Genomic DNA, 21,883 nt, shown 5'->3' on the forward strand with positions numbered 1-21,883 from the left:
ACAGAAGACTTCTGCCCTAGGTTCTATGGTTAAAAAAAGCCGCCGACAGCGAATGAGTCACCGGCAGCGGTCAGAATCGAAATAGAACGGCAGTTGCACTAATATTTATCGCCCCGGTAATTGAACTGATTGAAAATCAAGTTAACAGCCTGCCGTATTTTGTTTTCGCTACGGTCGAAGCCATTTGTATTCGTCAGTCCCGAAGCCGTACCAAACCATACCGTCTGTCCGGTTTTCCGGTCAATCATATTGATGATTAACGAGCCAGCATCGAGGGTTACTTTCTTGGGGTCCTGCAATGACGCGACTTCATTGGGCGTGAAGTAATCGGAGCCGTATTCGCTGTACGTCTGAATACTGGCCGGTTTGTCGAACACACGAAAATTGACGACGAGGTCGGGCGACTGGCGTGTAAATGTATACCCGCGTCCGTCCATGGCATAGCCCACGGCACCCCGCACGCGCTGTTTCAGTTCGAGGTCGTTCAGGAAGTACAAACCCGGATCAAGCTTGCTGTCTACCTGCGAAGCCCAGGCGTAGGTTTTGTACTTGGAAAAGTCGATATCTGGCATCGTTTCGGCATTGATCGACACATTCTGCGCTTGCGTGAAGCCGACAGCCAGCAGTAGAGCTGCTGCGAGAACCATTGCTTTCATAATTCGTGATTGTTTGATAGGTTATATATGATATTTTGTACATTTATTGGTCGTATCGACGCTGAGCGAACGGTACGACCAACGTCCCTGGATACAGATTGGTCATGTATCGATGGTAAATAACCAGCGGCAGTACGTCTGTTCTATTAAAGTTTTGTTAAGGTGAAGGACTATGTCCGATCAATCCAGTTTGCTACTTGTGAATGGGTGACCAGAACTCAGTTGACGAGTACCTATCCGCACCTAGAAGCTATATGGAAACACTCTCGATGCTGCCGTCGCTGCTAAGACCCGCTGCTGCACAGGCCGACCGCATCGCTTCATTAACCGCCTATTTCACCATTGCAGCCCTGCTCGTGCTGACCATCGTCATCGGTCTGCTGATCTACATAGTCGTGCGCTTCAGGGCCAGACCTGGTGATGCGGAGCCGGAGCAGTTTACCGGAAACAAGGTCGTTGAAGGGTTCATGATTGGCGTACCGACACTACTCGTCATCGTCTTTATGTACCTGACGCTCGACACGATGGCCGATGTATTACCACCCGACAGCGGGACCCAGCCTGATGTCGTCATTACGGGGCACCGTTATTGGTGGGAAGCCAGCTACCCCGGCACGAAAGCCATTGTTGCCAACGAAATTCACCTTCCCGTCGGGCGTCGGCTATTGCTTCATATCAATGCGGCTGATGTCATTCACGACTGGTGGGTACCGGCACTAGGGGCCAAGATGGACGCCATCCCCGGCCGTACCAATCACCTATGGGTAACGATTACGAAGCCGGGTGTGTACGAGGGTGCCTGTAGTGAATTCTGCGGGGCTCAGCATGCCTGGATGCGCATCAAGGTCGTAGCCCAGCCAGAACCCGAGTTTCGAGACTGGGTGGCCCGGAAGGCACAGGTGGCAAATCCGGTGCTGAGTGCTTCGGCGCAGGCCGGAGCGGCCTTCTTCAGTCGGCAGCCCTGCGGCAGTTGCCACCGTATCCGGGGCACGGCCGCCACGGGAGCCGTCGGTCCCGACCTGACTCACTTTGCCAGCCGCCGGACGATGCTGGCCGGACTAATGGAAAACAACCCCGACAACCTGCGGCAGTGGCTTACCGATCCGCAACACGTTAAGCCCGGTGCGCTGATGCCCCGCTTCATTTACCCGAAAGACAGCATCAACGTACTGGTCGATTATTTATCCTCGCTGAAATGATAACGGACGTAGAACTTCCCGAGCCAGAGAAATCGCTGCCGGGCGCGACAGTCAATTCCGATCAGGGGTTACTGATGTGGATTTCATCGGTCGATCACAAGCAAATCGGCATCATGTATCTGCTGATGGCCCTGTTCTATCTGTTTGTAGGCGGCCTGCTGGCCCTGCTGATGCGCGTCCAACTGTTGGTGCCGAACAATCATTTTCTCGCGCCCGACGCCTATAATCAGCTGTTTACGATGCACGGCACGACGATGATTTTCTTCGTACTGACACCCGCTATTCTGGGCCTGGCCGTGTACCTGGTCCCGCTACAGATTGGCGCGAATGAAATGGCGTTCCCACGGCTAAACGCCTTCTCCTTCTGGATCTCGTTGTTCGGCGGCTTGCTTCTTTATTTCAGCTTTCTGGCTGGTGGAGCGCCTGACGCGGGCTGGTTCAGTTATGCACCCCTCAATCAGACGCAGTACTCCGCTTCACCCGGCATCGATTACTACTGCATCGGCCTGTTGCTGTCGGGTATCGGCACGGTCGCTACGGCGGGCAATCTGGCGGTCACAATCATAACCCTGCGAACACCCAGTATGCAGTATAAGTACATGCCGGTGTTTGTCTGGATGGTGTTTATCGACAGCTTCCTGATTCTGGCCGCGTTTCCGTCGCTCAACGCAGCGCTGGCCATGCTACTCATCGACCGGCAGTTGGACGGGCATTTTTTCAATACGGATGCGGGCGGGTCAGCACTGCTGTGGCAGCATTTATTCTGGCTGTTTGGTCACCCCGAAGTATACATCGTTGTGCTACCGCCATTCGGTGTACTATCGGAAGTATTTCAGGTGTATTCGCGCAAACCCATTTTCGGCTATCCGTTTGTCGTCGGGTCGGGCATCGCCATTTCACTGCTGGCGTTCGGCGTATGGGTCCACCACATGTTCGCAACGGGTATGGGCCATACCGTCAACAGCTTTTTTGCCGTCAGCAGCATGCTTATCGGTATTCCCACGGGTGTTAAGGTGTTCAACTGGCTGGGTACGATGTACGGCGGGTCAATTCGCTTTACAACGGGCATGCTGTTCGCCACCGCCTTTCTGGTCGAGTTTACGATTGGTGGGCTGAGTGGCATTTCGTTCGCCATCGTACCCATCGACTGGCAGCTGACCGACACCTACTACGTCGTCGCCCATCTGCACTACGTTTTCCTGGGGGGAAGTTTGTTCGGCCTGTTTGCGGGTCTTTTCTACTGGTTTCCGAAAATGAGTGGCCGGATGTACAGTGAGCGACTGGGCAACTGGTTCTTCTGGCTCTTCGTAATCGGCTTTAACCTGACCTTTTTCGTGCAGCATATTCTCGGCATCATCGGGATGCCGCGCCGGGTCTACACCTATCCCGCCCTGGCAGGCTACAGTGCCCTCAACCTAACTTCGTCGCTGGGTGCTTTTCTGATGGGCCTGTCGATGCTGGTCTTTCTGTATTTGCTCTACGACGCCCTGAAACGGGGTAAACGGGCGGGCGATAATCCGTGGGACGGCTATACCTTCGAATGGCTGACAAGCTCGCCCCCACCCCTGAAAAATTTTACCACGCTGCCACCAGTCTACAGTTTTCGGCCGGTACATGACCTGAACCATCCGGAGATCGGCGACTACAAAAAACCCGACGAAGAAAAGTATGGCACAAAAGACATTGATTAAGCTGATTGTCGGGTCAGAAACCATTTTTTTTCTGGCCCTGCTGATGGCGTTCGTGTATTTCAGCTACGTACCGACGCTGAATCCGCGCCTGGTCAGCCGGCTCGACCTGACCTCGACTGGTCTGTTTACCGTGCTGTTGCTGAGCAGTAGTTTCACGTTCTGGCGCGCCGAAGTCAGCTTTCGGCGCGGGCAGACGAAGCAGTTGCGCTTGTGGCTGATCGGAACCGTGGTGCTGGGCATCGTATTTCTGTTTGGGCAGGGGCTGGAATACCGTACCCTTTTCCGGGAACAGCTGACGATCAGCCAGGGTACGTTCACGACCAGCTTCTTCACGTTAACCGGTTTTCACGGGCTGCACGTCCTGATCGGCCTGATCATTCTGTCGATCGTAATATACCTGGCCTTTCTGGGCGACCTCGACGATCCGGATTCGGTCCTGCTACCATCGGTGGGTATTTACTGGCACTTCGTCGACGCGGTCTGGGCGGTGGTGTTTATGGTCGTTTATGTATTACCTCACGTCTTAGCCGACTCCACCTTATGATGCCCGTCATGCACTATTGGACCTTCGACCTGGCCAGTCTGGCGATCCTGCTGGCACTGGGTTTACTATATGGCAGTATGGCTGGCTGGCGTCGGCAACGGGGCGCGGGGCTGTATGGAGCCGGACTGGTTCTGCTGGCGCTGGTGCAGTTTTCCCCGCTGCATACGCTGGCCCTGACCTGCTCGATGAGCGCGCACATGATCGGCCATATGCTACTCCTGCTGGTGGTCGCTCCGCTCCTGGTGCTGGGATTACCGCGTCGGCCGACGGGCTGGAGCGCAACGCACATCGATCGACTGTCGGCTTTTTTTAGCACAGCCCCGTGGATCGGCTGGCTGATGGGTCTGGGAACGATGTGGTTCTGGCATATTCCGGGCACTTACCGGGCCAGCCTGGCGCATGGCGATACAGGGATCATTCCTCTTTGTACGCTGGCTGGCCCCTCGACCGACTGGGCAGCCAATCTGATTCATCTGGTCCACCCGATCAGTCTGGTCATGGCAGGCGTTTGTTTCGCGTGGCCGTTACTAGGCCCCCGCCCCAGTCAGCGTATGTTCCCATTAACGGGGGTATTGTACCTGTTTACGGCCTGTATCGGGTGTTCACTGCTGGGCATGCTCATTACGTTTGCGCCTGCTGGTAGCTACTACCCCTACGTTCCCGGCCAGTCGTACTATGCCATGCTGAGTGTGCTCCCGGCCGGCTGGCCGGCAGAACCCGCCGTCGATCAGCAGATGGCTGGCCTGCTGATGTGGGTACCTGGCTGTCTGATTTACCTAACTGGTGCCATCAGTCTGTTCATCCACTGGATAACCGACGACGATGAGGCTGGTCAGATCGCGCCGGTACACTAAAGATGATACAGACCTGACAGGTTTTCGAAACCTGTCAGGTCTGTCGATCGATTCAGCACCTACACCTTCGATGATCATCATGAATAAAGAGCAGTACGAACGAATTCAGAATCGGGAAAACTGGGAAGCAGCCCGGCCCCGGAAGCTACCCCGCCCAACCTACTGGCCGTTCTATTTTGCGATGGGACTGGCATTTCTGGGCTGGAGCGTAAAAGCCGGATGGGTCATTGCCGGTGCAGGTTTAGTGATACTGACTATTGCCCTGACGGGCTGGATAACCGACTTACGACATGAATCAGGAAAACGCGGAAACAACCGATCAACAGCAGCCGACCGCCGATAATCAAGCCAGCGATGACAGCCGCCGGGATTTTATGCTGAAAGTAAGTCTGGGTCTGGGCGGACTGGCGGCAGCTGCGGTGGCCGTGCCGGTAGTCGGCGCACTAATTGCACCGCTGCTGGAAGATAAACCCGAAGTGTGGCGGACTGTCGGTACGACCGATCAGTTTCGGGTGGGTAGTACAACGCTCGTCAAGTTCGAAAACGCTGATCCAAGGGCCTGGGCTGGCGAAACGGCCCGTACGGCGGCCTGGGTACGGCGCGAATCCGACGAGGACTTCATTGCCTTTTCGGTCAACTGTACGCACCTGGGGTGCCCGGTACGCTGGGAAGCAGAGGCCGATCTCTTTATGTGTCCCTGTCACGGTGGCGTGTACTACCGCGATGGGTCCGTGGCGGCCGGTCCGCCCCCCAAGCCGTTACCGCGCTACGCGATTCGTGTCGCACAGGGTCACGTACAGATCGGTACAGCGCCCATTCCGATTACTAACTTCAGCGATGGTCAGTAGTATGAAGACGATACTCCGTAAAATGGGTGACTGGCTTGAAGACCGGACGGGGCTTATGGCCGCCATCAGGCCAATCCTCAATCACCTGGTACCACCGGGGGCGAAATGGGCGTATGTGTTCGGCAGCGCAACGCTGTTCTGTTTCATACTACAGGTAGTAACGGGCGTAGGGCTGGCGCTGCTCTATCAGCCATCGTCCGATGCGGCTTACCAGTCGTTGCAGTTTATCACCGATCAGGCGGTCTTCGGTCGGGTGCTGCGTGGCATCCATTTCTTCGGCGCGTCGGGTATGGTACTGTTCGTGGGCGTACACATGATTCGGGTATACATCATGGCGGCCTACAAATATCCCCGCGAGATGAACTGGCTGACCGGCGTGCTGCTACTGTTTCTGACGATCATTATGGGCTTTACGGGGCAGCTCCTGCGCTGGGACGCTAACGGCGTGTGGTCGTCGGTAGTGGCGGCCCAGAACCTTGGTCGTATCCCATTGATCGGCACAACGCTGGCCCGGCTGCTGCTGGGGGGCGATACCATCGGTGGGCAGTCGCTGAGTCGCTTTTTTGCTTACCACGTCTTTCTGTTCCCGGCGCTCATCTTCGCCCTTGTTGGCCTGCATCTCTTTCTGGTCATCCGCAACGGTATTTCTGAACCACCCAAAGCAGGCCGACCTGTCGATCCGAAAACCTACCGGGCATGGTACGAGACCATGCTCAAACGGGAAGGGGTACCTTTCTGGCCAAACGCAGCCTGGCGCGATGCCCTCTTTGGGTCACTGGTTATTCTGACCATCGTTGGCCTGGCCGTCGTCGTTGGACCACCCGCGCTGACGCAGCCACCCGACCCGTCGATTGTCGACACCTCGCCCGAACCCGACTGGTACATGCTGCCTATCTTCGCGCTCTTTGCCCTGGTGCCCCCCAAAACCGAGTCCTACCTGATCTTTTTCGGACCGGTGCTGCTGGTACTGGCCTTGTTCGCGTTACCGTTCCTGTCGAACCGGGGCGAACGCAGCCCGATTCGCCGGCCGTGGGCCGTCTTCGGGGTCATCTGCGTAGTCATTTTTGTCGGGGCGCTGCTGGTCATTGGCGAGATCGAACCGTGGTCGCCCCGCTTCGACACCAAATCAGTCGCTACCCTTGTCAGTTACCAGAACCCACAGCTCAAACGCGGGGCCATGCTGTTCTACAAAAAAGGCTGTCAATATTGCCATATGGTTCATGGCGAAGGTGGCCTTAGAGGCCCGAACCTTAGTGACATTGGCCGAAACTGGACAGCCAATCAGCTTACGGTACAGATCGTCAACGGTGGCGGGAATATGCCGGCCTACGGTGGGTCGCTGGACAAAGACGAACTCCGCGATATCGTCGCCTTCTTAAGCGCGCAGAAATAGTACGTTCAGCGACGCTCCTGCGTGCTAATCGGCAGGTGATGTGGCCCTGCATGTCGGCACGAAACCGCAACTGGCAATCAGGCCTGGTCACTGTCAACCCACAGTATAAAAGCAGTCAGCCCCGGCAGAATATGTTTCTGCCGGGGCTGACTGGTATAGCACGGGTATGACCTATCGCTTTTTCTTCCGCTCGTCCAGTACCGACTCCGATACGACGGGTCGTAGTGGATCAGCAGGTGCTACCGGTTCGCTACCACTTGCTTGATTGCGGGTTGATTTGACGACGACAAAACCGATCAGACCGATCAGGAGTACGTTGCAGATCAGGTCGATGGTGTCGCCGGTATGGGCCAGCGGTGGGTCGAACCGGAACTCGACGGTATGCTTACCCGCCGGCATCCGCATCGCCCGCAATACGTAGTTAGCCCGGAAGTGCGGCATGGGCTTACCATCGACAAACGCCTGCCAGTCTTCATTCCCCCGATAGTAGACTTCGGAAAAGACAACGACACCTTCGCGGGCTGCATTCACCGTGTACGTCAGTTTATCACCTCGGTAGCTCGTCAGTTGTACGCTGCTGCCGGTATGGTCCAGCTGACTCGGCAGACCAGCCAGCTTGCTCATATCGGCCTGACTCACCAGGGCCGAATCGCGCGTATTCAGCGTTTTCATAGCCGCAATTTCCGCGTCAGCGTCGGCAGCCGGGATGAGCCTGCTGACAAACCAGCCGGCCCCCAACGCTTCCGGATTGGTCAGCGCCGTTGGTCCGGCGGGTTGCTGCGGATTGTTGGGATCGGCCTGTTGTGGCTGCTGAATGACGTATTTCACATTCAGCATGTTCAGAATATTCAGCGTGTTCGTCTGGAAAGCGTAGGTAATCAGCTCCTGATACCGGCGCAGTTTAGCCGCGTTGTAGCCCCCAATCGACCGGTGAAAATACGACGCCCGGTTGCTGCTCATAAAGCTCGGCGACTGATCGAATACACGATAGCCCAGCGATTTGTCCTGCATGATCTGCTCATCGGCAGCCGTAGGCGCAAACGCTTCCGTTGCCTGCGTCTTGCTGATGAAATCGTTGCTGTTCAGGAAGCGTTTATCGACCGAAAACAAGTCGAAGACAACCACCGCCAGCAGTAATGGGTAAAATAGCCCCGCCTTGAGTTTGTTGTTGACGAACGCCCAGACCAGCCCGGCCGCCAGCAAAATCAGGATAGCCGACCGGAAGGCATCGGCTCGCAGGAGGCTTTTCCGGTCACTAATGATGGCGTTCAACACATCACGGGCCGCGTCGCCGAAACTACCGCTCAGTTGGTCGAGGTCGGTCGGTGTCTGGAAGGAGAAGAAGGTTCCGCCCAGCACGGCCAACAGTAGCGACAGACCAGCCGTCAGGGCCAGACTGATCGTCAGCGGTTGTTTGAGTTGCGCCATCGTCAGCTTCTGATCGATAATGGCCTGAACACCCAGTGCCGCACCGACGGCCATAAACAGCTGCGCCAGACACAGCGCCATCGTCATGGCCCGGAACTTGTTCAGGTACGGCAGGTAGTCGAACAACAGTTCGTTAAACCAGAGCAGGTTTTTTCCCCACGCCAGCACGATCATCAGCCCGGCTGCACTCAGCAACCACCACCGCGTCGGGCCACGCAGCACGAACATGCTTAGCACGAACAGGAACACCAGAGCCGCGCCAGCATAAGCCGGTCCGCCCACCATCGGCTGATCCCCCCAGTAAGCCGGTGCCCCCTGCTCGGCATATTGTTTGGCCATGCCCGCATCGACACCCCGGCTAACCATGGCTTTGTAAAACTCCGAACTCGTGGTCAGTCCCCCACCCGACGAACCGCCGTAGAGGTTGGGAATCAGCAGGGTCAGCGTTTCGGCCTTACCATAACTGTAGCTGAACGCATAGTCCTTGTCCAGCCCGCCCTTCGACTCATTGGTTGACGACTTCCCATCGGGATTCGTGGTTTTAGCCGTCAGTTCCGAGCGGCCCCGGATCGTTTCTTTCGTGAACTGATTCAGCACCAGCAGTCGCTTACCGAAGCTGCCTGCACCCAGCACGCCGACCACCGCCAGCACGGCCAGACCAACACCCAGTTGCTTTCCTTTGCCAGCCCGTACCAGCGCGATCCCTTCGATCAGCACCAGCAGGCCAATTGTCAGAAAGAGGTAATACGTGATCTGAATGTGGTTGGCCCCGAATTCCATGCTCAGAAACAGACCCGTAACGGCCGCTCCGACCCAGTACCGCCCCCGCAGGCAAAGAATCACCCCGGCGATCACGCCCGCACCGTAACCCAGCGCCAGCAGTTTCGATACGTGGCCCGCTTCCAGACTGATGATCGAGAACGTACCCAGCCCGTACGCTGCCGCACCCATCGCCGATAGCCACGGGTTGCAGCCCAACACGACCAACAGCACGTAGGCACTTACCATCATGATGAACACGATACTGGCAAACGGCGGCAGCAGATTCTGCACCGCCGTAATGGCTTTGTAGATGTAGATATGCGGGTAATCGAAGTCGATCATATAAGCCGGCATACCACTGAAGAGCGCATCGGTCCAGAGGGGCTTGATACCGGTTTGTTTAGCAATCTCGCGGATTTCCTGCGTCGAGGCCGATGCCTGCTGCACGTCCATCAGGGATAAGGTTTTACCCGATAGTACCGGCGAAAAATAAATGGTCGACAGCACCAGCAAGCCCAGTATCGCGAGGATGTGGGGCAGGTAGCGTTGAAAAAAAGACGGTTGGTTCATGGAGAAAAGACAGTACGACCCAAAGATAGGGCTTTCCTAAAAACGGCGGTCGGTCGCTGCGGATTGTAGCCACCAATAGCAGCGACCGACCGCCGGTACGGGATAAGCAAACGGCCAGCCCTGTATGACGCAGGGCTGGCCGTTTCGTGCGACTATCGGAGGGACTTTATACCGACAGAATATCTTTTTCTTTAGCAACGAAGGTTTCGTCGATGCGGGCGATAAAGGCATCGGTCAACTTCTGAACGCGCTCCTCGCCTACTTTCACGGCATCTTCCGAAACGCCTTCTTTCGTCAGCTTGCGGATACCGTCGTTGGTGTCTTTACGGATGTTCCGAACGTTCACCTTGGCCACTTCGACTTCCTGCTTTACCCGCTTCACCAGATCGCGCCGACGTTCTTCGGTCAGCATCGGGATGCTCAGCCGGATGACTTCACCATCGTTATTAGGTGCCAGCCCCAGGTTTGAGTTCCGGATGGATTTTTCAATTTCGCCGATCATCTTTTTTTCAAACGGCTTGATCGAAATGGTGCGGGCGTCGGGTGTATTGATGGCGGCAATCGTATTCAGGGGCGACAGCATACCGTAGTACTCGACCTGAATACCGTCCAGCATACCGGCATTGGCTTTACCAGCCCGGATTTTTGTCAACTCGATGTTCAGGTGCTTGATCGCCTTCTCCATCGTGTCTCTGGCATCGTCCAGATATAACTCTATTTCTTCCATTTTACTATGAGTTGAAACGTTTCAAAAGGATAGCGTTGGTAGCTTATCGGTTTGGTGGCAGCACACTGGCACAGGCCGATGCGCCCTGATCGCTCTATACTTTTGAGCTGATGAGGGTACCGGTGTCGGTGTCGCCTTTCACGATACGAAGCAGACTGCCCGTTTCGTTCATATTGAAAACAATAATCGGCAAATCGTTTTCCTGACAAAGCGTAAACGCGGTCAGGTCCATGACGTTGAGTTTTTTCTCGTACACATCGTCGAAGGAAATGGTCGTGTAACGGGTTGCCGTCGGATCTTTCATGGGATCAGCCGTGTAAACGCCGTTCACTTTGGTCCCTTTCAGCACGACGTCGGCTTCGATTTCGATAGCCCGCAGACTGGCCGTCGAATCGGTCGTGAAGTACGGACTACCCGTACCCGCACCGAAGATAACGACGCGCCCCTTTTCGAGGTGGCGCACCGCCCGCCGGCGGACGTAGGGTTCGCAGACCTGCTCCATTTTGATAGCCGACATCACCCGGGTGTACATACCGTGCTTTTCCAGCGAACTCTGAATGGCCATGGCATTGATTACCGTTGCCAGCATGCCCATGTAATCGCCCTGTACCCGATCGATACCCGACCGCTCGCCCGATACACCCCGGAAGATGTTTCCTCCGCCGATGACGATGGCGACCTGCACCCCCATGTCGACGACTTCTTTGATCTCCTTGCTGTACTGCTCCAGTATGGCAGGGTCGATGTTATAACCAGATGGGCCAGCCAGTGCCTCCCCGCTCAGCTTGAGCAGAATCCGTTTGTAGTTCGTCTGTGATGTCATGGGGTTCCTTTTTGCGGGGGCAAAGATAGAACAAAAAGGCCGAAGGGCGGAACCAAACGCGTCTACGGTTCCCCACCGATTGGCGTACAGGCGTACACGAATATGCCCTGTCCGGCGCGACAAGCTGCCGGTTTATACAAATTCGATGAGTACCTGGCCCTTCTCTACCCGATCGCCCTTGGCTATCCGGATTGTTTTGACGGTTCCGCCGGCACTGGCTTTGAGGTTGTTCTCCATCTTCATAGCTTCCAGAATCAGCAGGCTATCGCCTTTCGCAACCGTGTCGCCGGGCTGTACGCTGATACCAACGATCAGGCCGGGCATAGGCGCTTTCAGATCACCAACTTTTGCGCTTGCCGCATTGCTCATTCCCAGTTGCTCCAGTAGCTGGTCGAAGCGGTCTTTCACCTGAACGGTGTGTACATGGCCGTTGATGTTCAGACTGACGGTTTTTGTCGCGCGATCCAGCTCCAGCAACTCGGCATTGTACGACCGGTTCTCGTGGAGAATATGAAACGTACGATCCGAGAGCCGAACCATGTCCCAGCGGAACGGCGCATTGTTGAGCGTTGGCCCGGTGGCGGTGAAATCGACGGTAACGGGTTCAGTGTTGTTGACGGAAGCGGTTAACATGCAGGGGTTGTGTTTGTCGGCAGCGATCAGAAAAGCATAGATACCAAGCGGCTATACTTATTCCAAACGCCAGCCGTGTCGCTTCTGCTTTACTTACTGGACGGTCGCTGTCAGTTCACCCATGTACCGCTCGGCAACCTCGTCCAGCACGGCGCTGACACCCGCATACGAGTCGGTCGTGACGAGTTGCATCCGGTACGGCTTGAAATCGGGAAGCCCCTTGAAGTAGTTGGCGTAATGCCGACGCATCTCAAACAATCCGACAATCTCCCCTTTCCAGCGAATCGAAAAATCCAGGTGCTGCCGACAAACGGCCACGCGATCGGCGATGGTCGGAGCCGGCCGGTGTTCGCCCGTTTTCACAAAATGCTTGATCTCGTCGAAAACCCAGGGGTAACCAATACTGGCGCGACCAATCATCACCCCATCGACGCCGTAGCGGTTTTTGTACTCCAGCGCCTTCTCGGGTGAGTCGATATCGCCGTTTCCAAAGATTGGAATCGTAATACGCGGATTTTCTTTGATGCGGCCAATGAGCGTCCAGTCGGCTTCACCCTTGTACATCTGCACCCGCGTCCGACCGTGTACGGTCAACGCTTTGATGCCAATATCTTGCAACCGTTCGGCCACGTCGCCGACGTTTTTGGTGTTCTCATCCCAGCCCAGCCGGGTTTTTACCGTAACGGGCAAGTGCGTCGACTTGACAACCGCGTCGGTCATGCGCACCATCTTCGGGATGTCCTGTAATAAAGCCGCTCCCGCACCCCGGCAGGCCACATTTTTCACCGGGCAGCCGTAGTTGATGTCGATCAGGTCGGGGTTGGCGCGGCTGGCAATACGGGCACATTCGCCCATTGTCTCCACGTCCGACCCGAATAGCTGAATGCCGATAGGCCGTTCGTATTCGAAAATATCGAGTTTCTGCACGCTCTTGGCCGCGTCCCGAATCAACCCCTCCGACGAGATAAACTCTGTATACATCAGATCAGCCCCGTTGGCCTTGCATACCGCCCGGAACGGCGGATCGCTGACGTCTTCCATGGGTGCCAGCAGCAACGGGAAATCTGGTAGTTCTATATCACCAATACGTACCATATGTTCGTAAATTATCGCTACCCGGCGCATAAACCGAGTCCTTTTCCGACCTTGCAGGCCAATACCTTCCTTTTAGCACAATTCGAAGGGCCGTTCGGTTCCCTTTTTCGGATTATACAAACGAGTCTGTAAATTTACGCGATTTATGAACGCCGACTATACCCGCGTACTACCAACTTCACGACCGCCCACCTTTGGCGGGTTGCTGATGCTGTTAGGCTTTATTTTGATGGGCGGTGTACTCAGTACGCTCCTGATGTTACTGGGTTTTATGCTGTTTGGCGGCCTTTCCTTCGGCGATGTACAGCAGCATCTGCGGCTACTGGCCAGCGATCCGGCTTCACTGCCGGGCGGCTGGTTCGAGCTGATGAGTTTGCAGGCGGTCAACCACCTGGGCTCGTTTCTGCTACCCGCTCTCGCCTACTGGTACTGGATTGAACAACGCACGTGGCCGCAGTTCAACAACCGGCCGCTGGAACGGGTAGCCGCCCTGTCGATCGTCGGACTGATCGTCATTCTGTTTATGCCGTTCGACGGGTTGATTATCGAGTGGAACCAGAACATTCATTTACCGCAGACGCTGGCTCCTATCGAAAACTGGGTTCGGGCCAAGGAAAAAAGTCTGGAATCAGTCACGCGCTTCCTCACGACGTTCGAGTCCCCCGCGCAGCTGGTTGTAGCCATACTGGTTATCGCCGTCATTCCGGGAATTGGTGAAGAGGTACTGTTCCGGGGCGTATTGCAGCGCATGCTACACTACTGGACCGGTAACCGCCACGCAGCCGTCTGGCTGGCAGCCGCCCTGTTCAGTGCCGTCCACGTACAGTTTCTCGGCTTCTTTCCGCGTATGTTGCTGGGCGCTCTGTTCGGCTATCTGTACCTCTGGTCGGGGAATATCTGGGTACCCATTCTGGCCCACTTCACCAACAACGGCTTTACCGTACTGATGGTCTACTTGCATCAACAGAAGATGACCAGCATCAACGTCGAAAATACGGAGTCGGTACCGGTACTGGGTGCCCTGATTTCAGGCTTGTTTACGGCCGGGCTGCTGTACTACTTCCGCCAACGCAACCAGCCCCAATCCGCCTGACAATCGACGGCGTCAGATCGTCCGGCTGGTCTGGCTGGTCTGGCTACGATCCAATCATTTATCCAATAAACGAATGAACGAAATCTGGGAATCCATACTCGTCACGCCCCTGTCCCACCGGGCCGAATTAGCCAAAGCACTGTTGCACGAACACAACATCACGGCAGTAGTCGTCAACCGGCAAAGTAGTAGTTATCCCGTTGCCGGACTGGGAAACAGTGAAGTTCACGTATTGGCTAAAGACGCCATTGTAGCCAAGATTATTCTGGAGAATGAAGCAAGCTTTAGCTAACATGACTAACCTGCAACAGCGGGTTATTGCAGCCGTCGCCGGCGCTCCTCTCATCCTGTTCATGATCTGGTATGATGCCTGGACACTGGCGCTGCTCTTTTGTTTTATCAGCGCCCTGACACAGCGGGAGTTTTACCGGTTGCTCGGTCTCGACGGGTTCGAACCGCTAACGGCCTACGGCACGGTCGTCGGCACCATGATCTGTGTACTGGCTTATTTCGTTGAGACCAACCAGATCAGCACCGGCAGCTATTTCCTGATCTGCCCGGCGTCGTCGATGATCTTTCTGATCAAGCTTTACAAAAAGCGCGACATGAAGCCGTTCACCAACATCGGCTTTACCTTTCTGGGGATCATCTACGTCGCGATGCCGTTTGCCCTGCTGATTATTCTCGCTCTGCGCGACAACGCCTTTCATCCCGTCACGATCATCGGTTGCCTACTGCTGCTCTGGTCCAGTGATATCGGTGCTTACTTCGCCGGAACGTACTTCGGCCGACGCAAGCTGTTTGAGCGGGTATCACCCAAAAAGTCGTGGGAAGGCTCCGTCGGTGGTGCTGTTGCCGCCGGTCTGGTCGCTTTCGCGCTGGCCTTGTTCGACAACGAGCTGCGCCCCTGGCAGTGGTATTGCGTGGGTGCGATTATCGTCGTAACCGGTACGTACGGCGACCTGGTCGAATCGCTGTTCAAGCGCAGCATTGCCATTAAAGACTCGGGGTCGAGCATTCCCGGTCACGGCGGTTTCCTCGATCGCTTCGACGGTTTGCTACTGGCAGCCCCCTTCATTATCACCTTTTTGAAACTGTTTCCATAGCTTCTTTCTACTTGTTTATTTTTCGTTAAACAAAAAGGCCCGTTGCACTAACCAACGGGCCTTTTTGTGGTTAAGCCACTAACAAACACCTATACAAACGCTGATGAACACGACACAGACAACAACCGCCGACGGCAGTCAGCCTCCGCTCCACCTCAATATGAATGAATCGTTTGCGGAAACTAACGTCAACCAGCTCCGCGACGCCGTCGAGCAGGCCGTCTACGGCGATATGGTTTTCGACAAAACCAGCGACCCCGACCGCGCCCACACGATCGAGGTTCTGACGACGCTCGGACAAATGGGAGAACTTACGGAAACTGACCTTGATGAAGCCAAAAAAGACTATCTTTGACGATTGAATAAACGTCAGTTGCCTGATTCTTAACAAATCTTAAATGATTTGACAGGATTCGAAAGTGTGGAACGGCGTTCGTTATTTTGTCGAAATCGGTAGAGAATCCGTTCTGATTCGGTCAGCATGAGGCACACGATAGTTTTTATGGCGCTCACGGCGTTACTGCTACTCACGGCAGGATCGCTTTCGACCGTTCGCGCGCAGGGGCAGGATCGTCAGGTTACGTTTACGGGCTTCCTGACGAGCGGTAAGAATAACGAGCCGCTGCCGGGCGCGTATGTGTACATTCCACGGGCGGGAAAAGGTATTCTGACGGCACCCAATGGCTACTTTGCCCTACCCGTGTTGCCCGGCGACAGTATCGTGTTTAGTTATGTCGGCTTTAAATCGCAGTTCCATATCATTCCACAACGCCTTGCTGACCTTACGTATTCGGCGGTGGTAGCGTTGCAGGAGGATGTAACCACGCTGGCTGAGGTCAAGGTTTACCCGTACGCGACCGAGGAATTGTTTAAGGAAGCCTTCGTCAATCTGAAGCTGCCCGACGAGAAAGAGCGGGCTAACCTGGCTAAAAACACCGATCCGGCGGCCATCATGCGCATGGCGGCTACGATGCCGATGGGAGCCGTGGGCAACTTCCAGAATTTTGTGAATCAGCAGTTCCTGGGTCGGGAGTCGATTGCAAACCGGAGTTTTACGCCAACGTTTGCGTTCACAAACCCCTTCGCCTGGGCTAACTTTATCCGCTCCGTCAAGCGGGGGGATTACAAGAGCAAAGAGTGGCGGGCGCAATACAATCAGGCACCCCCCGAAAACATATCCCGCAAAGACCTGCTGAATCAAAGCAACTAGTCCTGATTTGGGCATAAAAAAACCACCGTTCGCGGTGGTTTTTTTATGCCCAAATCAGGACGGTTTACGGTATTCAGTTTACGGTAAGAGTAACCAAATACCGTAAACTAACTACTTCTTATACTGCTGGATGATTTTGTACAGTGCCTTCTGCTTTTCCAGCTCGGGGAAGAACTCAAAAAGCAGCACATGCGCGTCGTAATCAAGTGACAGACCCGCTTCCAGGCGAATCAAGGCTTCGCGGTAGTGGCCGGCATGAATCAGGTACACGGCCGATCGATAATACAGATCCGCTTCAGCAGGCATGTCGTCGATACCCATCTGAATGATGTCGTTTGCTTTCAGGAAATCACCCTGATCAAACGGCACCAACGACCAGGTCAGGTACACATCTGGGTTCTGCCCATCGACCTCTGCTGCTTTTTCAAACGCTTCGATGCTCGATAGCACATTACCAACCTTATACTCAGTTTCGGCAAGCGCCAGATAGTACTCTCCGTTGTTGTCGTTAATCTTGATCGCCTTCTGTAAGAATGGCAGTGCTTCGTACCATTTGCCGGATTCGCTCAGACAAACGCCGATACCATGCCAGGCTTCGTCCCACAGGGCATCAAGCCGGATCGCTTCCCGGTACTCCGCAATCGCTTCCGGTATCCGGTCCTGCTTTTCCAGACTTGCGCCCAGATGACAGTACGTATCGGCCGTCGCTTCCTCGTACTTGAGCGTGTTGCGGTAGCACTGTTCGGCTTTTTCAAACAGACTGAGGTTCATGTACGTGTTCCCCAGATTGAAATGCGCCGACGAAAAATCCTCCTTGATGATAATTGCGTAGTCGTACGCTTCGGCGGCTTCGGCGTAGCGGGCTAGCTTGCTGTAGGCAATACCGATATTATACCACGCATTGTACGAATACGGGTCTTTGTCGATCAGCTGCTGATAGTAGCTCAGACTGTTCTCCAGTTCGCCCGTAATATCCAGACAGAACGCCAGTTCGTAAAGCGCATTTTCATTGTTGATATTCAGCGCAATCGACCGTTTGTACTGCTTGATCGCTTCGTCGTATTTACCCCAGTTCTGGTAGCTTTGGCCCAGTTGAAACAGAATGTCGTCTTTGTCTTCGGCCCGACCCAGCAGGTCTTCCAGCACGCTGATTGCTTCCTCATAACGCCCGGCCATGTTCAGCACAGACCCTTCCATAAACGATACGTCGAGGTCGCCGGGGTTGAACAGAGCAGCCTGCTCCAGTAAACCCAGTGATTCGTCGAATCGCTGAAAATTGGCCAGTATCTGCGCCTTGTCGAGCATCAGTTCCAACGCGTACGGAAAGCTTTCAAGACCAGCTTCGGTTGCTTTGAATGCCTTGTCCAGATCGCCCTGATTGAGGTAATGTTCAACCATTTGCTCATAAACGTCGAGGTCGAAGAACTGACTCTCCTGCCGATCCAGCATCTGCTCAAAACGCCGTATCGATTCCTTTATATCTCCTTCCCGTTCTTCAAACTCTTGCTCCATACGTGTGCCTCTAAAAATGGTGAGCGGATAGGGGCCGCATCATCGACGCGGTTTATCCTGTGGCTAGTCAATATACCTCCGTTTAGCGGAAATCCAAATCAGTATCAGCAAAAAGTTACTGTCGCTTTTCTCCGTTCTGGAAGCCTTCTCCCACGCGCTGAATGGTCTGTTCCAGCGGCCGGTATTGAAAGCCAAGGGCTTTTTTTATCCGTCGTCCGTCACAGATATACAGCAGGTTGGAGTCCCGGGCCGTTTCCTTGGTGATTAACGGTTTTGTCCGCAGAAACCACGCCCTGACTGCTTCCAGCGGCCAGATCAAACGCGTAACCCACCGTGCCGCACGCACCTCCGGCGCACGTTTATGCATGGCTTTCGCTAATTGATCAAACAACGACTGGTACGGAATGGTGCCCCCACACAGGATGAATCGCCGGCCGGCACTATCGCTTTCCATCAGGCGAACCATTGCCTCAGCCACGTCGAGCACATCAACCAGATTGACCAGCCCACCGGGATAAAATTTCTTCTCCTTCGCGATGTACCGTACGATCTGTAAACTGCTGTTTTCCCAGTTTCCAACGCCCAGTGTGGTAGCGGGGTTGATAATGACGGCCGTTAGCCCCTCGGCAACGCCCCGCCATACCTCAAGTTCGGCCCAGTACTTTGTTTTGGCGTAGGGCGAGTTTCGGGGTGACTCCTCCCACTTCTGGTCTTCATCGATTAGAATTGGTTCGAACCGGCTCTCGGGGTCCGATGCCTGTCGATGACTGGGTCTCCCCAGCGCTTTGACCGCGCTCACGTAGCCAAATTTTCGAACACCGACTTTAAGGCAAACATTTACCACGTTGGCCGTTCCCTCGACATTAATCCGTTCCATACGCCGGTTATCCCGACCCAGAAACGACACCAGCCCAGCCGCGTGAATGACATCGGTGCCAGGTTGGATGGCCGCTTCAAGCGATGGAATGTCGAGTACGTCGCCGTCGTACCAGCGAACCCGATCGGCGATATCTGCGAGTAATCCATAGCCGGAAGCCGGGCGCTTGAGAGCCGACACCTGATAACCGTCACTTAGATAACGACGAACGATGTGGGAGCCAATCAAGCCCGTTGCTCCGGTGACAAAAACGTGTTTAGGTAAAGCAGAAGGCATTATTTACAGGAAAGTGGTGGACACTTGTTGACTAGTTATCCAATCGGCACAACACGGGGTGGCAAGGCATGGTAGGCTGAAATACGGGACCTGCTCGTTGTACTGCAATTCATATGTAGTTGTTAAGCTAATTAGTTTAGGATAAGTACAATAAAAATCGAAATAAGGCTACAATAGACGTAGGCGAGTTTATGAAATAACTCGTGCGATGGCAGAATCTCTTGATTAAACGGCTGGATACAAACAGTTACCCTGTATACCAAGTGGACAGTGACACAGTTGGCCGATGGCTGCGTAGGGCTGGATTCAGGAGGGTGATTTATGCGCAACCAGCGGTCTCTTTGCGTAAACATAACGCCAAATGACGCTGAATTGCTAATTTTGCCGGCGAATATGGTTTTCGAACTACGTTTTTCGGTCGATTGATAAAAACGACCGCGCAGGCAGAAGCCAGGAATCGAAAACAACTCATGCCTTTAGAAAATCCTCAGCGATACACCGTTACGGCAGCCCTTATTTATGCCAACGGGCCCATTCACATCGGTCACCTGGCCGGGTGCTACCTCCCCGCCGACATTTACGTACGCTACCTGCGCTCCACGGGGAAAGATGTTGCGTTTATCAGCGGTACCGACGAGCATGGAGTTCCCATAACGATTAAAGCCAAAAAAGAAGGCATCAGTCCGCAGGCGGTAGTCGATAAATATTATACGCAGATCAAGCAGGCGTTCAGCGACTTCGGCATCTCGTTCGACATTTACTCCCGCACCACCAACGCGGTTCACCACGACACCTCGCAGGCGTTTTTTACGAAGCTGTACGAGCAGGGCGATTTTATTGAGGAAGTCACCGAGCAGTACTACGACGAAGTAGCCGATCAGTTTCTGGCCGACCGGTATATTGTTGGCACCTGCCCCGTTTGCGGTAACCCCAACGCGTATGGCGATCAATGTGAGCGATGCGGCACGGCCCTCAGCCCAAACGAACTGATCGAACCCCACTCGACGCTGTCGGGTTCGCGTCCCGTGCTGCGGGCCACCAAAAACTGGTTCCTACCCCTCGACCGGATGCAACCGCAGATCGAGACGTATGTCAACAGCCATCCGGAGTGGAAAACCAACGTAGCCGGTGCCTGTCAGTCGTGGCTGAAAGAAGGGTTACGTCCCCGCGCCATGACCCGCGACCTCGACTGGGGTGTCAAGGTACCACTGCCCGATACCGACGGCAAAGTGCTGTACGTGTGGTTCGACGCGCCAATCGGTTATATCTCCATGACCAAAGAATGGGCCGAACAACAAGGTCGCGACTGGGAATTATACTGGCGCGATCAAAACACGCAGCTCGTTCACTTTATCGGCAAAGACAACATCGTTTTCCACTGCATCATTTTCCCGGCGATGCTGATGGCGGATGGATCGTACATCCTGGCCGATAACGTTCCCGCCAACGAGTTCATGAATCTCGAAGGCGACAAAATCAGCACGTCGCGCAATTGGGCGGTCTGGCTGCACGAGTATCTCGACGAGATGCCCGGCAAGCAGGACGTGCTTCGCTATGTGCTGGCGGCCAATGCGCCAGAAACCAAAGACTCGGAGTTTACGTGGAAAGATTTCCAGACCCGGAATAACGCCGAGCTGGTCGGCATTTTTGGCAACTTCGTCAACCGGGCGGTCGTACTGACGCAAAAATTCTGCGACAACAAGGTACCGGCCGCCACGAACCTGACCGACTACGACCAACAGGTACTGGACGAACTGGCGCAGTTTCCTGACCGAATCGGGCGGTCGATCGAGCAGTATCGATTCCGGGAGGCCCTGATGCAGTTGATGGATCTGGCGCGGCTCGGGAATAAGTACCTGGCAGAAACCGAACCGTGGAAAGCGGTAAAAACCGATCCGGCACGCGCCAATACCATTCTGAATCTGGCGCTGCAAATCTCGGCATCGCTCAGCATCGTCTGTGAACCGTTCCTCCCCTTTACAGCGGAAAAACTACGGGCGCAGCTGGCGATTACAGATTCGTTCGACTGGACAAACGCCGGCCGGGCCGACTTGCTGGCCGAAGGGCATGAACTGGGCAAAGGTGAGTTGCTTTTTGCCAAAATTGAAGACGATGAAATCGACCAGCAGATGAAGAAACTGCTGGACGCCAAACGGATGAACGAACTGGAAACAAAGACAGTCCCCGCCCTGCGCGAGCAAATTCAATACGACGACTTTGCCAAAATGGATATTCGCATCGGCACGATCACCGAAGCGGAGCGTGTTCCGAAGAGCGATAAGCTGCTCAAGCTAAAAGTCGATGATGGGATGGGTACGCGGCAGATACTGAGTGGTATCGCCAAGCATTTCAGTCCTGAAGAAATCGTCGGCAAGCAGGTTACATTCCTGGCGAATCTGGCACCACGTAAGATGATGGGGCAGGAATCGCAGGGTATGATTCTGATGGCCGAAGACCGGGATGGTAAATTAGCCCTGCTACAACCCGACCAACCCGTCTGGAACGGCGGCACGGTGTCGTAAGTGAGTTTACGGTATTCTGTATGCGGTTTACGGAATTATCCGGCGGTAACCACCGCAAACCGTA

21 protein-coding genes are annotated in these 21,883 nt (G+C 54.8%); 13 read left to right on the forward strand and 8 right to left on the reverse strand.

Annotation, left to right across the window (positions count from 1 at the left end; all coding sequences use genetic code 11):
* Positions 1 to 98: 98 nt before the first annotated feature.
* Complete coding sequence (locus CLV58_RS16585) at positions 99 to 656, reverse strand: DUF4136 domain-containing protein (RefSeq protein ID WP_106138952.1); 558 nt, start codon at positions 654 to 656, stop codon at positions 99 to 101.
* A gap of 254 nt (positions 657 to 910) precedes the next feature.
* On the opposite strand from CLV58_RS16585, the gene coxB reads away from it, so the two are divergent.
* From coxB to CLV58_RS16620, 7 genes are all read left to right on the forward strand, one after another.
* Positions 911 to 1,855: a cytochrome c oxidase subunit II gene (gene coxB / locus CLV58_RS16590; protein ID WP_170108723.1), complete on the forward strand. Its 945-nt coding sequence runs from the start codon at positions 911 to 913 to the stop codon at positions 1,853 to 1,855.
* Positions 1,852 to 3,546, forward strand: coding sequence for a cytochrome c oxidase subunit I (gene ctaD / locus CLV58_RS16595; RefSeq protein WP_106138954.1), 1,695 nt, complete (start codon positions 1,852 to 1,854; stop codon positions 3,544 to 3,546). Before coxB ends, ctaD begins: the two co-directional genes overlap by 4 nt.
* Positions 3,524 to 4,090, forward strand: a complete 567-nt coding sequence (locus tag CLV58_RS16600; protein ID WP_106138955.1) for a cytochrome c oxidase subunit 3 — start codon at positions 3,524 to 3,526, stop codon at positions 4,088 to 4,090. The genes ctaD and CLV58_RS16600 overlap by 23 nt, the downstream gene beginning before the upstream one ends.
* Positions 4,087 to 4,944, forward strand: a complete 858-nt coding sequence (locus tag CLV58_RS16605; protein WP_106138956.1) for a cytochrome c oxidase assembly protein — start codon at positions 4,087 to 4,089, stop codon at positions 4,942 to 4,944. Before CLV58_RS16600 ends, CLV58_RS16605 begins: the two co-directional genes overlap by 4 nt.
* A gap of 70 nt (positions 4,945 to 5,014) precedes the next feature.
* A complete protein-coding gene (locus CLV58_RS16610; protein WP_245882360.1) occupies positions 5,015 to 5,287 on the forward strand; it encodes a cytochrome c oxidase subunit 4 in 273 nt (90 codons plus the stop codon).
* Positions 5,235 to 5,792: a QcrA and Rieske domain-containing protein gene (locus tag CLV58_RS16615; protein ID WP_211300869.1), complete on the forward strand. Its 558-nt coding sequence runs from the start codon at positions 5,235 to 5,237 to the stop codon at positions 5,790 to 5,792. Before CLV58_RS16610 ends, CLV58_RS16615 begins: the two co-directional genes overlap by 53 nt.
* Position 5,793: 1 nt before the next feature.
* A complete protein-coding gene (locus CLV58_RS16620) occupies positions 5,794 to 7,185 on the forward strand; it encodes a cytochrome b N-terminal domain-containing protein (RefSeq protein ID WP_106138957.1) in 1,392 nt (463 codons plus the stop codon).
* A 171-nt stretch (positions 7,186 to 7,356) separates the two neighbouring features.
* Here the strand turns inward: CLV58_RS16620 and CLV58_RS16625 are convergent, their stop codons facing one another.
* From CLV58_RS16625 to dusB, 5 genes are all read right to left on the reverse strand, one after another.
* Positions 7,357 to 9,945 carry a YfhO family protein gene (locus CLV58_RS16625; protein WP_106138958.1) on the reverse strand — a complete coding sequence of 863 codons (2,589 nt, stop codon included), beginning with the start codon at positions 9,943 to 9,945 and terminating at the stop codon, positions 7,357 to 7,359.
* A 166-nt stretch (positions 9,946 to 10,111) separates the two neighbouring features.
* Entirely contained in the window at positions 10,112 to 10,672 is a 561-nt protein-coding gene (frr, locus tag CLV58_RS16630; protein ID WP_106138959.1) for a ribosome recycling factor, read from the reverse strand.
* A gap of 94 nt (positions 10,673 to 10,766) precedes the next feature.
* On the reverse strand, positions 10,767 to 11,495 hold the full coding sequence (gene pyrH / locus CLV58_RS16635; RefSeq protein ID WP_106138960.1) for a UMP kinase: 729 nt from the start codon (positions 11,493 to 11,495) through the stop codon (positions 10,767 to 10,769).
* Between the two features lie 132 nt (positions 11,496 to 11,627).
* Entirely contained in the window at positions 11,628 to 12,128 is a 501-nt protein-coding gene (locus tag CLV58_RS16640; RefSeq protein ID WP_106138961.1) for an acyl-CoA carboxylase biotin carboxyl carrier protein subunit, read from the reverse strand.
* A gap of 93 nt (positions 12,129 to 12,221) precedes the next feature.
* A complete protein-coding gene (dusB, locus tag CLV58_RS16645; protein ID WP_106139069.1) occupies positions 12,222 to 13,223 on the reverse strand; it encodes a tRNA dihydrouridine synthase DusB in 1,002 nt (333 codons plus the stop codon).
* Between the two features lie 145 nt (positions 13,224 to 13,368).
* On the opposite strand from dusB, the gene CLV58_RS16650 reads away from it, so the two are divergent.
* The 5 genes from CLV58_RS16650 (at position 13,369) to CLV58_RS16670 (ending at position 16,632) form a co-directional block, all read left to right on the forward strand.
* Positions 13,369 to 14,316 carry a CPBP family intramembrane glutamic endopeptidase gene (locus CLV58_RS16650; RefSeq protein WP_342748921.1) on the forward strand — a complete coding sequence of 316 codons (948 nt, stop codon included), beginning with the start codon at positions 13,369 to 13,371 and terminating at the stop codon, positions 14,314 to 14,316.
* 73 nt (positions 14,317 to 14,389) lie between these two features.
* Positions 14,390 to 14,608, forward strand: a complete 219-nt coding sequence (locus CLV58_RS16655; protein WP_106138962.1) for a putative signal transducing protein — start codon at positions 14,390 to 14,392, stop codon at positions 14,606 to 14,608.
* On the forward strand, positions 14,589 to 15,422 hold the full coding sequence (locus CLV58_RS16660; protein ID WP_106138963.1) for a phosphatidate cytidylyltransferase: 834 nt from the start codon (positions 14,589 to 14,591) through the stop codon (positions 15,420 to 15,422). The genes CLV58_RS16655 and CLV58_RS16660 overlap by 20 nt, the downstream gene beginning before the upstream one ends.
* Positions 15,423 to 15,525: 103 nt before the next feature.
* On the forward strand, positions 15,526 to 15,777 hold the full coding sequence (locus tag CLV58_RS16665; RefSeq protein WP_106138964.1) for a hypothetical protein: 252 nt from the start codon (positions 15,526 to 15,528) through the stop codon (positions 15,775 to 15,777).
* A 126-nt stretch (positions 15,778 to 15,903) separates the two neighbouring features.
* Entirely contained in the window at positions 15,904 to 16,632 is a 729-nt protein-coding gene (locus CLV58_RS16670) for a carboxypeptidase-like regulatory domain-containing protein (protein ID WP_106138965.1), read from the forward strand.
* Between the two features lie 111 nt (positions 16,633 to 16,743).
* Here the strand turns inward: CLV58_RS16670 and CLV58_RS16675 are convergent, their stop codons facing one another.
* Positions 16,744 to 18,144: a tetratricopeptide repeat protein gene (locus CLV58_RS16675; protein ID WP_106138966.1), complete on the reverse strand. Its 1,401-nt coding sequence runs from the start codon at positions 18,142 to 18,144 to the stop codon at positions 16,744 to 16,746.
* Between the two features lie 115 nt (positions 18,145 to 18,259).
* Positions 18,260 to 19,297 carry an NAD-dependent epimerase/dehydratase family protein gene (locus CLV58_RS16680; RefSeq protein WP_106138967.1) on the reverse strand — a complete coding sequence of 346 codons (1,038 nt, stop codon included), beginning with the start codon at positions 19,295 to 19,297 and terminating at the stop codon, positions 18,260 to 18,262.
* A 470-nt stretch (positions 19,298 to 19,767) separates the two neighbouring features.
* Here CLV58_RS16680 and metG point away from each other — a divergent pair, with 470 nt between their 5' ends.
* Positions 19,768 to 21,819, forward strand: a complete 2,052-nt coding sequence (gene metG / locus CLV58_RS16685) for a methionine--tRNA ligase (protein ID WP_106138968.1) — start codon at positions 19,768 to 19,770, stop codon at positions 21,817 to 21,819.
* The last annotated feature ends 64 nt before the right edge of the window (positions 21,820 to 21,883 follow it).

The organism is Spirosoma oryzae (genome assembly GCF_003002825.1).
Lineage (GTDB): Bacteria > Bacteroidota > Bacteroidia > Cytophagales > Spirosomataceae > Spirosoma > Spirosoma oryzae.

Coding starts and splice junctions, on each gene's coding strand:
- CLV58_RS16585 (WP_106138952.1), bottom strand. CDS start 656: ATGAAAGCAATGGTTCTCGCAGCAGCTCTACTGCTGGCTGTCGGCTTC.
- coxB (WP_170108723.1), top strand. CDS start 911: ATGGAAACACTCTCGATGCTGCCGTCGCTGCTAAGACCCGCTGCTGCA.
- ctaD (WP_106138954.1), top strand. CDS start 1,852: ATGATAACGGACGTAGAACTTCCCGAGCCAGAGAAATCGCTGCCGGGC.
- CLV58_RS16600 (WP_106138955.1), top strand. CDS start 3,524: ATGGCACAAAAGACATTGATTAAGCTGATTGTCGGGTCAGAAACCATT.
- CLV58_RS16605 (WP_106138956.1), top strand. CDS start 4,087: ATGATGCCCGTCATGCACTATTGGACCTTCGACCTGGCCAGTCTGGCG.
- CLV58_RS16610 (WP_245882360.1), top strand. CDS start 5,015: ATGATCATCATGAATAAAGAGCAGTACGAACGAATTCAGAATCGGGAA.
- CLV58_RS16615 (WP_211300869.1), top strand. CDS start 5,235: ATGAATCAGGAAAACGCGGAAACAACCGATCAACAGCAGCCGACCGCC.
- CLV58_RS16620 (WP_106138957.1), top strand. CDS start 5,794: ATGAAGACGATACTCCGTAAAATGGGTGACTGGCTTGAAGACCGGACG.
- CLV58_RS16625 (WP_106138958.1), bottom strand. CDS start 9,945: ATGAACCAACCGTCTTTTTTTCAACGCTACCTGCCCCACATCCTCGCG.
- frr (WP_106138959.1), bottom strand. CDS start 10,672: ATGGAAGAAATAGAGTTATATCTGGACGATGCCAGAGACACGATGGAG.
- pyrH (WP_106138960.1), bottom strand. CDS start 11,495: ATGACATCACAGACGAACTACAAACGGATTCTGCTCAAGCTGAGCGGG.
- CLV58_RS16640 (WP_106138961.1), bottom strand. CDS start 12,128: ATGTTAACCGCTTCCGTCAACAACACTGAACCCGTTACCGTCGATTTC.
- dusB (WP_106139069.1), bottom strand. CDS start 13,223: ATGGTACGTATTGGTGATATAGAACTACCAGATTTCCCGTTGCTGCTG.
- CLV58_RS16650 (WP_342748921.1), top strand. CDS start 13,369: ATGAACGCCGACTATACCCGCGTACTACCAACTTCACGACCGCCCACC.
- CLV58_RS16655 (WP_106138962.1), top strand. CDS start 14,390: ATGAACGAAATCTGGGAATCCATACTCGTCACGCCCCTGTCCCACCGG.
- CLV58_RS16660 (WP_106138963.1), top strand. CDS start 14,589: ATGAAGCAAGCTTTAGCTAACATGACTAACCTGCAACAGCGGGTTATT.
- CLV58_RS16665 (WP_106138964.1), top strand. CDS start 15,526: ATGAACACGACACAGACAACAACCGCCGACGGCAGTCAGCCTCCGCTC.
- CLV58_RS16670 (WP_106138965.1), top strand. CDS start 15,904: ATGAGGCACACGATAGTTTTTATGGCGCTCACGGCGTTACTGCTACTC.
- CLV58_RS16675 (WP_106138966.1), bottom strand. CDS start 18,144: ATGGAGCAAGAGTTTGAAGAACGGGAAGGAGATATAAAGGAATCGATA.
- CLV58_RS16680 (WP_106138967.1), bottom strand. CDS start 19,297: ATGCCTTCTGCTTTACCTAAACACGTTTTTGTCACCGGAGCAACGGGC.
- metG (WP_106138968.1), top strand. CDS start 19,768: ATGCCTTTAGAAAATCCTCAGCGATACACCGTTACGGCAGCCCTTATT.